Consider the following 13,353-nt stretch of genomic DNA (forward strand, 5'->3'; position numbering starts at 1 on the left):
AAAACAGAGGTCGGAAACTTGAAAAAATGCTGAAGCTCTCGGAACAGGAACACGGAAAATGAAAAATTAGTTTCGTTTTTTTGGTAGCTGGAAAAGCTCCCGGTGCGTTAAACTAAATACAACAAAAGCACGGCAGACACAGAACCGTGCAGACGAACGCAAGAATAAGAAGGACAAGAAGGAGAAACCACTATGAAACGTATCTCTCGTCGAAACTTCCTCAAGGCTATGGGCATTTCTGCAACGGCCCTGACACTGGCCGCATGCGGCGGCTCTTCCAGTTCCACCGCAGCCGGCACCGCCGGTTCTTCCGCTGCCAGCGCAGCAGCAACCGGGGAACCCAAGGCAGGCGGAACCCTTCGCCTGTGCTACGGCAACCCCATTGCAACTCCTGGCTATACCCCCCGTGCAACCGGTAATGCACTGCTGTTCTATCTGAATCTGGCTTATGAGAACCTGCTGACCTATGACAATGACGGCAATATGGTTCCCAAGTTGGCTACCGAGTGGGACGTGAACAATGATGAAAACAGCATCACCTGGACCCTGAGGGAGAACGTCAAATTTGCCGACGGTGAGCCGTTCAATGCCGAGGCAGTCAAGCGCAATATTGAAGAGTATCAGGCCAATAACCGTACCGAGACCGCAAACATTGCCGAGTGCCAGATCATTGACGACACCCACATCAAGATGATGATGGCAGAGCCCAACTCCTCTACGCTGGAATCCGTTGGCTTCTTCGTTTACTACATGAGCCCCAAGGCACTTGAGAACCCCAGCAGCCTGGATGCCGCTACCTGCGGCACCGGCCCCTTCCAGTTGAGCGAGTTCGAGAACAACGCCTACGCTATCTATACCAAGAACGAGAATTACTGGAAGGAAGGCCTGCCCTATCTGGATTCCGTCGAGATCACCGTGGTCACCGAGTCCAGCACTGCTGAGACCGCATTCCGTGCCAATGAGTACGATATGCTTCAGGTACTTGATATGTCTCCGCTAGTCAAACAGGATCTGGACAATGATGGCATCTATGTGGCTGAACGTAATGAAAACGGTATGGGCGTTGGTACACTGGGTCTGATCCCCAACAGTGCCATTGACGGCCCCTGGGCCGATGCTCGCGTCCGTCGTGCAATGTGCTACGCCATTGATGTGGATGCACTGAATGCTGCTTTCCTGATGGGTACGGCACAGATGACTGATCAGTGGGCAGTTCCCGGTGCAGTTACCTACAATGATGATATCAACCACTACAAGTTCGATCCCGACCGTGCAAAAGAACTGCTGGCCGAAGCTGGTTATGCAGATGGCTTCAACACCAACATCGTAACGGTGAGTACTATTTCTGATATGTTCACGGCCATTGCCAACATGCTGGACGAGGTGGGCATCCACTGCAACATCCAGCAGGTCGATGGTGCTACCCAGAACCAGCTGTACATGGATGGCACCTGGGAAGGCCTGATGCCCCATTGGACGACCGTTTCTCCCGATCTGGGCCTGTACATGGGCCGTCATCTGGATTACAACGGCGCTTACTACGCCAAGGGCATCCAGCATCCCGACAAGGAAATGCAGCTGCTGGAGGAGATCCGCCGCTGCATGGATCCCGACGAGAAGCACAAGCTGGAAAAGGAAATGCAGGCAGCAATTTACGATGCTGAGACCGGTTCCTGCCTGTTTGGCCGTCCGCTGATGGTCAACGGTTCTACGATGTACAAGTATGATTACGTCATCGACGACCACGCTACCGAGGCATTTACCTCCGCATGGGATCTGTCCGCCTGCTGGCTGAACAAGTAAGCGACCAACCTTAGTGTATCACGACCGGAATACGTTTCTCCTTATTTCGGCAGATTCCGGCGCGGGTAACTGCGCCGGAATTTGTTTTAGAGGGGGAGAAAGGTTCCGCAGGAAATGGAGCGAACTATGAAATCGAACAACCTTGCCAAAATGATCGGCAAGCGTGTGGTGCAATCCTGCATCACCATCCTGCTTGTCACTCTGTTCGTCTTTGCCCTCATTCAGATGGTTCCGGGCGATCCCGTAGCCAACTATCTGGGTGCAACCGCCACCGAAGAGCAGATCGCCTATTACCGCCACCTTTATGGTTTCGATCGTCCGGTCATCGTCCAGTATCTCAGCTGGATCGGCGGCCTGTTCCGGGGCACCATGGGCCAGTCCATCAGCTATCAGTCTGAGATCGCTGACATCATCCTGCCCCGTCTGGGAACAACCCTGACCATGGTGATTCCCGCCTTTATCATTGGTACGATCACCGGTATCCTGTTCGGCATCATTGCTGCCAAGAACCGCGGCAAGACCATTGACAGTGTGATCTCCTTCTTTGCGAACATCGGTGTCTCGATGCCCATGTTCTGGCTGGGTATGATGGGGATGCTGGTGTTTGCCCTCAAACTGCGGGTCCTGCCCAGTTCCGGCTATGTTCCCATCACCCGTGATTTTGGCGGCTGGCTCAGCCACATGATCATGCCCATCATTGTGCTGAGTCTGGGTGTCAACGCTGGTTTTGTCCGTCTGACCCGCTCCTCCATGCTGGAAGTCATGCGGCAGGATTATGTGACCACCGCCCGTGCCAAAGGCGTTTCCAAGAAGGATGTTACCTTCAGGCATCAGTTGCGCAATTCCATGATTCCCATCGTCACCACCATGGGAATGCGCCTGGGTTCCATGGTGGGCTCCACCGTCCTGATCGAGAGCCTGTTCGTCATCCCGGGCCTTGGCAGCGTGATGATGAACGGCATCAGCAACCGTGACTTCATGCTGGTGGCGAACGGTGTGCTCATCATCTCCATCTTTGTTGCCATCTGCAACCTCGTGGTCGATATCCTGTACGGCATCATCGATCCCCGCACCCGCTAAAAGGAGGAATGAACTGTGGAAAACAAGACAAAAAAGAAGGGTCTGCTGGAGCGTATCACGTCCTCCCGCGTGTTCCGGGTCATGTTCAGCCGCAAGATCATCGTGGTCTGCGCAATTTTGCTTCTCATCATGGTGCTCATCGCCATCTTTGCTCCGGTGATTGCTCCCTATGATCCCAACAAGGATGATCTTTACAATGTTCTGAAGGGCTGCTCTGCCGAGCACTGGCTGGGCACTGACTCCAATGGACGTGATGTTCTGAGCCGCATCATCTATGGTGCCCGCATCTCCTTTACGGTCGGTATCGTGGCCGTGGTCATTTCCAGCGTCATCGGCATGGCACTGGGCCTGATTGCCGGTATGGCGGGCGGCGTGGTGGATGCCTTCATCATGCGTGTCATGGATGCCATGATGGCTGTGCCCATGCTGATCCTGGCTATGTTTCTGGGCGCGATCCTGGGTCAGGGCCTGGGCAATGTCTGCCTGGCCATCGGCATCTCGATGGTGCCCGGCTACGCCCGTGTCACCCGCGGTCAGGTGCTGAGCGTCCGCAATGCCGATTATGTCACCGCCGGTACCCTGTGCGGTGCATCCCGGATCCGCAACACGCTGGTGCATGTGTTCCCCAACTGCCTGTCCGTCAACATCGTCAGCATGACCGCCAGCCTGGGCGGTGCCATTCTGGCCGAAGCGAACCTGAGCTTCCTGGGCATGGGCATCACGCCCCCGACTCCCAGCTGGGGCGCAATGGTCAGTGGCGGCTATAAGTACCTGTCCACCCAGCCCATCATTGCCATTGCTCCCGGCATTGCGATCATCATCGTGGTGCTCTGCTTCAATATGTGCGGCGACGCTCTGCGCGATGCCCTCGACCCGAAGCTGCGCGGCACATTGGGCAGTGGCAAAAAGACCAAGCGCGCAAAGCGCACCAAGAATGTGAAAGAGGTGGCCTGAAATGAGCGACAAGCTGCTGGAAGTCAAAAACCTGAGCGTTGAATATGATACCGAAATTTCCACCGTCTACGCCGTCAATGGTCTGGACTTGGATCTGAACTACGGCGAGACGCTGGGTCTGGTGGGTGAGACCGGTGCCGGTAAGACCACCACGGCCCTGAGCGTTATCCAGCTTCTGCCGGAAGGCATCGGTTTTGTGACCGATGGCTCCATCAAGCTGGATGGTGTGGATATGCTGAATGCTCCCGAGGAAAAGATCCGTGCCATGCGCGGCAGTGTAGTATCCATGATCTTCCAGGATCCTATGTCTGCCCTGAACCCGGTGATGACCGTGGGAGCCCAGATCATGGAGGTACTGAAGATCCATCATCCGGAGCAGAGCACTGCTCAACTGGAAGCCCGTGTGGACGAGATGATGGAGTTGGTGGGCATCCCTGCAAAGCGCAAGGTGGAGTACCCCCATCAGTTCTCCGGCGGCATGAAGCAGCGCATCGTCATTGCCATTGCGCTGGCCTGTGAGCCGAAGCTGATCCTTGCCGACGAACCCACCACTGCACTGGATGTGACCATTCAGGCCCAGATGCTGGGCCTGATCAACGAACTGCAGAAGCGGCTGAACACCGCCATGATCCTCATCACCCACGATCTGGGTGTTGTGGCCCAGACCTGCGAAAAGGTCATGGTCATGTACGCCGGTGAGGCCATCGAGTACGGCACAGCGGAGGATATCTTTGAGACCACGCAGCGCCACCCTTACACCCAGGGACTGTTCAACGCCATTCCCAAGCTGGATGAGAACACCAAGCGTCTGGAGGCCATTGAGGGGATGATGGCTGACCCCACCCAGAAGATCGAGGGCTGCCGCTTTGCTGACCGCTGCAAATATGCCACTGCAGCCTGCAAAAAGGCCCAGAAGATGCGGGAGGTCACACCGGGCCACTTCATCCGCTGCTGCCGGTTTGATCCGCCGCAGTCCAACACCTGAGCCGGGAGGAAATGACAATGGAAGAAAAGGTTTTGATCGAGGCAAAGAACCTCAAAAAATACTTCAAAGTCGGCGCAAACAGCCAGCTCCATGCGGTGGACGGCGTGAACTTCAAAATCAAGCGCGGCACCACGCTGGGCGTGGTGGGCGAGTCCGGCTGCGGCAAGTCCACGCTGGGCCGCCTGCTGCTGCGGCTCTATGATGTTACCGATGGTCAGATCATCTACGACGGCACCGACATCACCAAACTGAATGCCAAGGAACTCAAGCCCATCCGTGCTCGGATGCAGATGATCTTCCAGGATCCGTCCGGTTCGCTGGATCCCCGCAAGAGCGTGAAGGAACTGATCGGAGAACCGCTGAAGATCTATAAAGCCTGCAAAAACCGTGACGAATACGATGCCCGCATCGCCGAGATCATGGAGACCGTTGGTCTGGATGAGCGTTATGCAGAGAGTTTCAGCCACGAGCTGGACGGCGGCCGCCGCCAGCGCATCGGCATCGGCCGCGCATTGGCCATGGACCCGGAGTTCATCATCTGCGACGAGCCGGTCTCTGCACTGGACGTTTCCATTCAGGCACAGATCCTGAATCTGTTGATGGATCTGCAGGATGAGAAAAAGCTGACCTATGTCTTTATCACCCACGATCTGAGCGTGGTCAAGCACATCAGCCACGAGATCATGGTCATGTATCTGGGCCAGTGTGTGGAATATGCCAAGACCGAGGATCTGTTCAAGAATCCGCTCCACCCCTATACCAAGGGTCTGCTGGATGCTGTGCCCATCCCCAGCCTGAAGGCCAAAAAGCTTTCCACCGAGGTCATGCGCGGCGAACTGACAAGCCCTGTGGACCCGGCTCCCGGCTGCCGTTTTGCGGCCCGCTGTCCCTATGCAACAGATGCCTGCCGCGGCAGGGATATCCCCTTGAAGGAAGTGGAACCTGGCCACTTTGTCAGCTGCACACGCTTTTGAGAACACGGAAAGGCGGGAAAATCGATGACAGAGGAAGAAAAAAAGGCCGCTGCCGAGCAGAAGCAGCGTGAGATGGAAGAGATGATGCGGCAGGCGCAGGAGAGCTACCGGCAGGAATATGCCAGTATGCCCTACGACGGCCCGGTCTATGGCTGCCGTCGGGAGGAGCTGATGCTGCCCATGCAGGATGGAGTGAAGCTCTATACCGAGATCTTCAAACCGGAGGGGCTTGCACAGTTCCCTGTGCTGATCCAGCGCAGCTGCTATCCCAATCAGCAGCCGCTGTATGAGATCAACGGAGCAGAACTGACCCGCCGGGGCTACGGCTATGTGATCCAGACCTGCCGCGGCACGGGCAAGAGCGAGGGACATTGGGAACCCAACGTCAATGAGCGCCCGGATGGCCGCGATACCCTGCAGTGGCTCAACGACCAGCCTTGGGCAGAGAGCATCGGCTATTTCGGAGCCAGCTATCTGGCCCTGACCGGCTGGGCCATTGCAGATATCGTTCCACCCAAGGTCAAGGGAATGATGCTGACGGTCTATGGCACCGACCGTTTCAAATCGGCTTATGAAAAGGGGCTGTTCCGCCACGACGTGCTGACTGGCTGGGCAATGCAGAATGCAGGCCATCCGGTCACAGCGGACTATCTGGAAAGCTGCCGCTTCCGTCCCCACGACAAGGTGGACGGAGCGCTGTGGGGTGGAACGCTGGACTGGTATCAGGACTGGATCCACGCCACCCGCCGCACAGATGCCTACTGGCAGCAGGGCTGGTGGAAGCTGTTAGCCGATGTGCCCGGAAATACCAAGGTTCCGGTGTATATCATCGATGCATGGTACGATCACCATTTTGGCAGTGCCATCAACACTTATGCCTCTCTGGCCCCTGAGACCAAAGAGCACAGCTGGCTGGATATCGGTTGCTGGAATCATATGTCCCAGCCCTGCATTGCGTGGGGCGAACAGCACAATCTGGAAAACGGCGACATTCACCGGATGCTGGAATGGTTCGATCTGCTGCTGAAGCAGAAAAAGCAGCCGGAAAAGCGGGTGCGCACCTATGTAATGCGGGAGGACCGCTGGAAAACGCTGGAGGCATGGCCCGCCCCCGTGAGCCGGACTGAAAAGCTTTATCTGGGTGAAACAACTCTGAATGCCAAGCCGGCAGAAGGGGAGCGCACCTTTGTGTATGACCCGGAGACCCCCGTGCCCAGCCATGGCGCAGAAAGCGTTCTGACCACCATTGCCGAGGCGGGCAGCCTGCTGCAGCCGGAGCCGGACTATCGGCCCGATGTGGTCAGCTTCGTCAGCGCTCCGCTGGAAAAAGCACTGCCCATTTGTGGACAAATCAAGGTGCACCTGAATGTCTCGACCGATGTGGATGATACCGCCTTCACTGCCAAGCTGATGGAGGTGTTCCCGGACGGAAGGGCCTATAACATCCGGGGCGGCATCACCACCATTGCTGCCGACCTGCCGGAGGGTCAGACCTATACTTCCGGCCAGACAGCAAAGGTCTGTGTGGAGATGTGGGATATGAACTGGACAGTGCAGCCCGGCAGCTGCCTGCGGCTGGATGTCTCTTCTTCCGACTTCCCGCAGTACGCCGTTCACAGCAATTACGCAGGAGTCTGGTCCGAACAGGGAAAGACCCGCATCGCCCACCAGAAGATCTTGCTGGGGGAGGGCAGCTTTGTAGAACTGCCCCTGCACGAGAACTGAGAGAAAGGAACCAAGACCATGACGGAACAGGAACGAAATGTCCTTCTGAACGAACTGCGGCAGCAGGAGAGCCAGAGGGAAAAGCAGATCAAGCGGGAGCGGTTCCGCCGCCTGAATCCTTATGCAAAGAAAGGAGCGGTGGTGTTTGCCGGTTCCAGCCTGATGGAACAGTTTCCGCTGTATGAGTTTTTGCAGGACGATGATCTGCACTGCACCTTGTACAACCGGGGCATCGGCGGCTTTACCACCACCGAGCTGCTGGAGGCCATGGACGAGTGCATCCTTGAGCTGCAGCCTGCGCACCTGTTCCTGAACATCGGCACCAATGACCTGAACGGCCCGGACTACGACCGCGCCGCCATGCTGGGCCGGTATGAGGAGATCGTGCAGCAGATCCGGAAAAAACTGCCCGAAACAAAGCTCTACCTGCTGGCCTATTATCCGGTAAACCCCACCGTGGCCGAAGATCCGGGCCTGATCGAATGCTTCCGCTGGCGCACCAATGAGCGTATCCGGGAGGCAAGCGAGGGCGTGCAGGCGTTGGCCCGGAAATACGGAGCGGAATTCCTCGACCTGAACAAGAACTTGTACGATGCTGTCGGAAATCTGAAAGCGGAGTACACCATTGAGGGAATGCACCTGTATGCCAACGGCTACCGCCCTGTGATGGATGCTCTGCTGCCGCTGCTGCGCAAAATCGGAGAAGAACAGGGAGGAAAGCAATGACCGGAGTCTTTGGTGTTGTTCTGGGTCAGATCCTTCTGATGTTCCTCTATCTCATCATAGGTTATGTGCTTTATCGTACCGGACTGATCACCCAGGAGGGCAGCAAGGCACTGGCTCACCTGCTGTTATATTGCGTGCTGCCCTGTGTTGTGCTAAAATCATTTTGTATTGAGTATTCGGCAAAGGGAGCTGTGGAATTGGCTGTCAGCATTGCGGCAGGTGCCGGGGTGCTGCTGCTCTCCATGGCGGTGTCGTGGCTCTTTTTCCGCAAAGACCCCATGGCGCAGATCGGTGTGGCTTTTTCCAACGCCGGGTTCATGGGATTTCCGCTGGTCACAGCAGTGCTGGGTGGAGAAGCCGTGTTCTACGCAGCAGGCTTTGTGGCCCTGCTGAATGCTTTGCAGTGGACCTACGGCCAGGCAAATCTTTCCGGGGACAAAAAGTACATCCAACTGGGGGCAGTGCTCAAAAATCCGTTGGTACTCTCCCTGCTGGGCGGTGTGATGATCTACTTCTGCCGCATCCCGGTGCCGCAGTTCCTCCGCACCCCCATGGGGGCCATTGCAGGCATGAACGCTCCGCTTGCCATGATCGTGCTGGGTGTCTATCTGGCCAGGACCGACCTCAAAGCCATCTTTACCCGCCCCCGGCTCTACGCCCTTTCGGCAGTACGGCTGGTGGTGATCCCACTGCTGACGATCGTCTGTCTGATGCTTCTTCCAGCCGGATGGCGGCAGATCGGCACGGTGCTCATCATTGTGAATGCGGCCCCCATCGGCAGCAACATCGCGGTATATGCCCAGCGTCTGGGGCTGGATTCTTCCTACGCTGTGCAGATGGTCTGTCTGAGCACTCTGCTGTCACTGATCACGCTGCCAGTGATGCTCAGCCTGGCTGCCGCGTTGGGCTTTGCATGAGTCTGAAAACAACCAACAGAAAGCAGGAGATAAGATGAAACAGTATCTTTTGATCGACATCGGCGGAACCTTCATCAAGTACAGCCTGGCCGATGAACAGGCCCGGAAAATCTCTGGTGGAAAAGTTCCGACACCGCTGACGAATATGGATGACCTTCTGGCGGCCATCGAGGGCTTTGCCGCTCCCCTTCAGGGGCAGTTCGTGGGCTGCGCCATCTCTATGCCGGGCCGCATCGATACCAGAAACGGCATCGCCCATACCGGTGGAATGCTCAGTGCCTTTATGTGGGAGCAGCCCTTTGCTGCGCAGGTAGAGGCACGGCTGGGCGTGCCGGTGACCATCGCCAACGATGGCAAGTGTGCCGCAGCAGCGGAGGGCTGGACCGGTGCGCTGGCCGGTGTGGAAAATGGCCTTGTGCTGGTGCTGGGCACCGGCATCGGCGGCGGCATCATCCTGAACGGGAAGGTGCTGATGGGCGCTCACGCTGCCGCAGGCGAGGTTAGCGGCCTTGTTTCCAATATGGCAGCCATGGAGACAGAAACCTTTGAGATGAACAAGGTGGAAACTTTCTCGGATGCACCCCTGTGGGCAGGTGCCGCTTCGGCGACAGGTTTGATCCGGGAATATGCCCGGCAGAAGAAACTGTCGCTGCAGGGCCCGCTACCCACCGGCGAGGAGATCTTTGCGGCTTACAATGCCGGGGAGCCGGAAGCGCAGAAGGCTCTCAAGATCTTTGCCCGGCGGGTGGCCGTTGGCATCCTGAGCCTGCAGCATGTGCTGGATGTGGAAAAGGTGGCCATCGGCGGCGGTATCAGCGCAGCGGAGGCTCTGCTGCCTGCGATTCAGGCCGAGTTGGATTGGCTGTTTGAGCGCTGCACAGTCATGCCGGCGGTCAAGCCGGAGCTGGTGCGCTGCCGCTATGGCAACGATGCCAACCTGATCGGTGCCCTGAAGCTGTTCTTTGAACAGAACCCCGCCTGAACCAGAACAAAATAGAATAGGAGTAGAAACTTATGAGCGTTTTCCGTGATGATTTCCTGTGGGGCGGTGCCTGTGCAGCCAACCAGTTCGAGGGCGCATGGGACGTGGATGGCAAAGGCCCCAGTGTCCCTGACCTGTGCACCAATGGCTCTCACACCAGCCCGAAATGGGTGACAACTGCTATCCGCTCCGACCGGCTGTATCCCAGCCATGAGGCCATCGACTTCTACCACCACTACGAGGAGGACATCGCTCTCTTCGCCGAGATGGGCTTCAAGACCTTCCGCACCTCCATCAACTGGACCCGCATTTTCCCCACCGGCATGGAGAACGAGCCGAACGAGAAGGGCCTTGAATTCTATGACAAGGTCTTTGACTGCTGCAAGAAGCACGGCATCGAGCCGCTGGTCACCATCAGTCACTATGAACTGCCCTATGCGCTGGTGGAAAAGTACAACGGCTGGGCCAGCCGGGAACTCATCGAGTTCTATATGAATTACTGCAAGGCTATTTTTGAGCGGTACAAGGATAAGGTCAAGTATTGGCTGACCTTCAATGAGATCAACTGCGGCACCATGCCGATGGGCGCGATCCTGGAAACAGGCACCATCCGGGGCTTTGAAGGCCCTACTGACAAGGTGCCAGACAACAAGCAGGAGCGCTTTCAGGCGCTGCATCACCAGTTTGTGGCCAGTGCAGAGGCTGTTCGGTATGCCCACGACCACTACCCTCAGTTCAAGATGGGCTGCATGATCTGCTTTATCACCAGCTACGCACTGACCTGCGACCCGGCCGACGAGATCGCCAACCAGAAGGCCATGCAGATCAGCAACTGGTTCTGCTCTGATATGCATGTCCGCGGCGAGTATCCTTCTTACATGAAGCGCTATTTTGCCGAGAATAACATCACCATCCGGCAGGAGCCGGAGGATGCTGCCATCCTGAAGGCCGGTACTGTCGATTTCTACACCTTCAGCTACTATATGTCCAACTGCATCACCACCCACAAGGATGCCGATGATGTGGGCGGCAACATCATTGCTGGTAAGAAGAATCCTTACCTGAAAGCCTCCGACTGGGGCTGGCAGATCGATCCCGTTGGTCTGCGCTACACCCTCAACGCGATCTACGACCGCTACCGCATTCCCCTGATGGTGGTGGAAAATGGCCTGGGCGCTTACGACAAGAAGGATGCCGACGGAAAGATCCACGACAGCTACCGCATCGACTACCTGCGCGCCCACATCGAGCAGATGGCTGAGGCTGTAAAGGACGGCGTGGATCTGATGGGCTACACCCCCTGGGGCTGCATCGATCTGGTGAGTGCCTCCACCGGTGAGATGGCAAAGCGCTACGGCTTCATCTACGTCAACAAGTTTGACGACGGCACGGGTGATCTGAGCCGCGAAAAGAAGGACAGCTTCTACTGGTATCAGAAGGTCATTGCCACCAACGGCGAAGATTTAGGATAACAAAAACAGACCTCCGGGTGCCATGTTTGCAGTACCGGGGGTCTGTCTTTTTGAAAGAAGGAGGTTATTTATGGAAAAGGCATTTTGCTGTGCGCCGGATTTTCCGGTGGTTCAGACAAATTATGGTCCGGTGCGGGGATATCGCTTCCGGGAGATCAGCAGCTTCAAGGGCATCCCGTATGGACGGGCGGTGCGCTTCCATGCACCCCAGCCGCCCCAGCCTTGGGCAGAGCCGCTGGACGCTTCCAGTTACGGCTGCGTCTGCCCTCTGCTGAGCATCGATAAGCCCAGCGGCGAACTGCGTGTGCCCCACCGCTACTGGGTGCAGGATGAGGACTGCCTGAACCTGAACATCTGGACCCCGGCCTGCGATGCCCAAAAGCGGCCGGTGATGGTCTGGCTCCATGGCGGCGGATTTTTTGCCGGCTCGTCCATTGAGCAGGTGGCCTACGAGGGCGGAAACATGGCGCGGGAAGGGGACTGCGTGGTGGTGTCACTGAACCACCGGCTGAACATCCTGGGCTATTTGGATCTCTCCGATTTTGGGGAGGAGTACGCAAACTCCGGCAATGCGGGTGGGGATGATATCATCCTGGCACTGCAGTGGGTGCGGGACAATATTGCAGCGTTTGGCGGCGATCCCGGCTGCGTGACGGTATTCGGCCAGTCCGGCGGCGGTGCCAAAGTGACAACGCTGCTGCAGACCCCGGCAGCAGATGGCCTGTACCACAGGGCGATGATAATGAGTGGCGTGCTGGAAGGCTTGCTGAACGACAGTGTCGGCAGCGGCAGGGACTGTGTGCAGGCGCTGATGCAGGAGCTTGGCGTGCAGACAGCACAGCAGCTGGAAACCGTGCCCTACCACCAACTGGCGCAGGCTTACCGGAACGTCAGCCCGGCTCTGAAAGCAAAAGGCGCGAACGTGGGCCAAAGTCCCCACCCGAACCGCTTCTATCTTGGAGATCCGCTCCATAACGGCAGTGGGTTTCGGCCCGGGACCGCAGACGTTCCGGTGCTGATCGGTACGGTTTATTCGGAGTTCTACGGTTTCTTTGATAGTCTGAAAGGAGTCGGCCCGGAGGAAGCAGTGGGTCTGTCTGCCGCAGAGACCCTGCGGGAGCAGTTCCGCACTGCCTACCCGCACCGCCCGGAGGAAGACCTGCTGCTGGCAGATACCAGCTTCCGCGCCCCCACGATCAAATATGTCCGGGAGCGTGCCAAGGCAGGCGGAAAGGTGTACAGTTATCTGTTTGATCAGGACTTCCCTCTGATGGGAAAAAGCACCCCGTGGCACTGTGCGGATATCCCATTTGTGTTCCACAACACAGAGCTTGTACCAGTGTGTGCCTTTGAGGGAGCAAAGCAGCTGGAAGCGGAAATTTTTGGCGCTATGATGCAGTTTGCCCGTACCGGTGCGCCGGGCTGGGCTGCCAGTACGGAGGATGTGGAACAGACCATGCTTTTCGGCCCCCAAAGCCGTCTGGTGCAGAATCACGATCACGCACTGATCGAAGCATTGGCACCCTTCACAGATTTACGGATGAAAAAAGCGACCCGGGCAGGCGGACAGATCCAGCATTAAAAAGCGCTGTTCAATGTATTTTGCCGTGGAAAACAACAAGGGGCTTTTCAAGGGCAGCGGCAGTGACGATGTCCTGCAGGAAAAGTTTGCCCGGCAGCTGAAGTGGTGTACCGATGTCATGGATGTTTTTGCACCCTGAATGGGGCTGAAATA

12 protein-coding genes are annotated in these 13,353 nt (G+C 57.0%); all 12 read left to right on the forward strand.

Going from position 1 to position 13,353, the window contains the following annotated elements:
* Positions 1-192: 192 nt before the first annotated feature.
* On the forward strand, positions 193-1,803 hold the full coding sequence (locus J3351_RS09510) for an ABC transporter substrate-binding protein (protein ID WP_207697602.1): 1,611 nt from the start codon (positions 193-195) through the stop codon (positions 1,801-1,803).
* A gap of 126 nt (positions 1,804-1,929) precedes the next feature.
* On the forward strand, positions 1,930-2,883 hold the full coding sequence (locus J3351_RS09515; protein ID WP_238077394.1) for an ABC transporter permease: 954 nt from the start codon (positions 1,930-1,932) through the stop codon (positions 2,881-2,883).
* 15 nt (positions 2,884-2,898) lie between these two features.
* Positions 2,899-3,837 (forward strand): ABC transporter permease, encoded by a 939-nt coding sequence (locus J3351_RS09520; RefSeq protein ID WP_005931660.1) that lies wholly within the window; start codon positions 2,899-2,901, stop codon positions 3,835-3,837.
* A 1-nt stretch (position 3,838) separates the two neighbouring features.
* Entirely contained in the window at positions 3,839-4,822 is a 984-nt protein-coding gene (locus tag J3351_RS09525) for an ABC transporter ATP-binding protein (RefSeq protein WP_005931657.1), read from the forward strand.
* 17 nt (positions 4,823-4,839) lie between these two features.
* Entirely contained in the window at positions 4,840-5,796 is a 957-nt protein-coding gene (locus J3351_RS09530; protein WP_015565765.1) for an ABC transporter ATP-binding protein, read from the forward strand.
* Between the two features lie 24 nt (positions 5,797-5,820).
* Positions 5,821-7,521, forward strand: a complete 1,701-nt coding sequence (locus J3351_RS09535; protein WP_156060513.1) for a CocE/NonD family hydrolase — start codon at positions 5,821-5,823, stop codon at positions 7,519-7,521.
* An 18-nt stretch (positions 7,522-7,539) separates the two neighbouring features.
* Entirely contained in the window at positions 7,540-8,247 is a 708-nt protein-coding gene (locus J3351_RS09540; RefSeq protein WP_207697603.1) for a GDSL-type esterase/lipase family protein, read from the forward strand.
* A complete protein-coding gene (locus tag J3351_RS09545; protein ID WP_207697604.1) occupies positions 8,244-9,164 on the forward strand; it encodes an AEC family transporter in 921 nt (306 codons plus the stop codon). Before J3351_RS09540 ends, J3351_RS09545 begins: the two co-directional genes overlap by 4 nt.
* Before the next feature lie 34 nt (positions 9,165-9,198).
* Positions 9,199-10,146 carry an ROK family protein gene (locus J3351_RS09550; protein ID WP_207697605.1) on the forward strand — a complete coding sequence of 316 codons (948 nt, stop codon included), beginning with the start codon at positions 9,199-9,201 and terminating at the stop codon, positions 10,144-10,146.
* 32 nt (positions 10,147-10,178) lie between these two features.
* On the forward strand, positions 10,179-11,618 hold the full coding sequence (locus J3351_RS09555; RefSeq protein ID WP_207697606.1) for a glycoside hydrolase family 1 protein: 1,440 nt from the start codon (positions 10,179-10,181) through the stop codon (positions 11,616-11,618).
* A gap of 70 nt (positions 11,619-11,688) precedes the next feature.
* Positions 11,689-13,200: a carboxylesterase/lipase family protein gene (locus tag J3351_RS09560; RefSeq protein WP_207697607.1), complete on the forward strand. Its 1,512-nt coding sequence runs from the start codon at positions 11,689-11,691 to the stop codon at positions 13,198-13,200.
* A gap of 13 nt (positions 13,201-13,213) precedes the next feature.
* Positions 13,214-13,339, forward strand: a complete 126-nt coding sequence (locus tag J3351_RS14265) for a hypothetical protein (protein ID WP_256466565.1) — start codon at positions 13,214-13,216, stop codon at positions 13,337-13,339.
* Positions 13,340-13,353 lie beyond the last annotated feature (14 nt).

Origin of the sequence: Faecalibacterium sp. Marseille-Q0746 (assembly GCF_017377595.1) — a bacterium.
In the GTDB taxonomy this organism is placed as follows: domain Bacteria; phylum Bacillota; class Clostridia; order Oscillospirales; family Ruminococcaceae; genus Faecalibacterium; species Faecalibacterium duncaniae.

What these genes read in the sequence shown, in the direction of transcription:
- J3351_RS09510 (WP_207697602.1), top strand. Translation starts at nt 193, where the DNA reads ATGAAACGTATCTCTCGTCGAAACTTCCTCAAGGCTATGGGCATTTCT.
- J3351_RS09515 (WP_238077394.1), top strand. Translation starts at nt 1,930, where the DNA reads ATGAAATCGAACAACCTTGCCAAAATGATCGGCAAGCGTGTGGTGCAA.
- J3351_RS09525 (WP_005931657.1), top strand. Translation starts at nt 3,839, where the DNA reads ATGAGCGACAAGCTGCTGGAAGTCAAAAACCTGAGCGTTGAATATGAT.
- J3351_RS09530 (WP_015565765.1), top strand. Translation starts at nt 4,840, where the DNA reads ATGGAAGAAAAGGTTTTGATCGAGGCAAAGAACCTCAAAAAATACTTC.
- J3351_RS09535 (WP_156060513.1), top strand. Translation starts at nt 5,821, where the DNA reads ATGACAGAGGAAGAAAAAAAGGCCGCTGCCGAGCAGAAGCAGCGTGAG.
- J3351_RS09540 (WP_207697603.1), top strand. Translation starts at nt 7,540, where the DNA reads ATGACGGAACAGGAACGAAATGTCCTTCTGAACGAACTGCGGCAGCAG.
- J3351_RS09545 (WP_207697604.1), top strand. Translation starts at nt 8,244, where the DNA reads ATGACCGGAGTCTTTGGTGTTGTTCTGGGTCAGATCCTTCTGATGTTC.
- J3351_RS09550 (WP_207697605.1), top strand. Translation starts at nt 9,199, where the DNA reads ATGAAACAGTATCTTTTGATCGACATCGGCGGAACCTTCATCAAGTAC.
- J3351_RS09555 (WP_207697606.1), top strand. Translation starts at nt 10,179, where the DNA reads ATGAGCGTTTTCCGTGATGATTTCCTGTGGGGCGGTGCCTGTGCAGCC.
- J3351_RS09560 (WP_207697607.1), top strand. Translation starts at nt 11,689, where the DNA reads ATGGAAAAGGCATTTTGCTGTGCGCCGGATTTTCCGGTGGTTCAGACA.
- J3351_RS14265 (WP_256466565.1), top strand. Translation starts at nt 13,214, where the DNA reads ATGTATTTTGCCGTGGAAAACAACAAGGGGCTTTTCAAGGGCAGCGGC.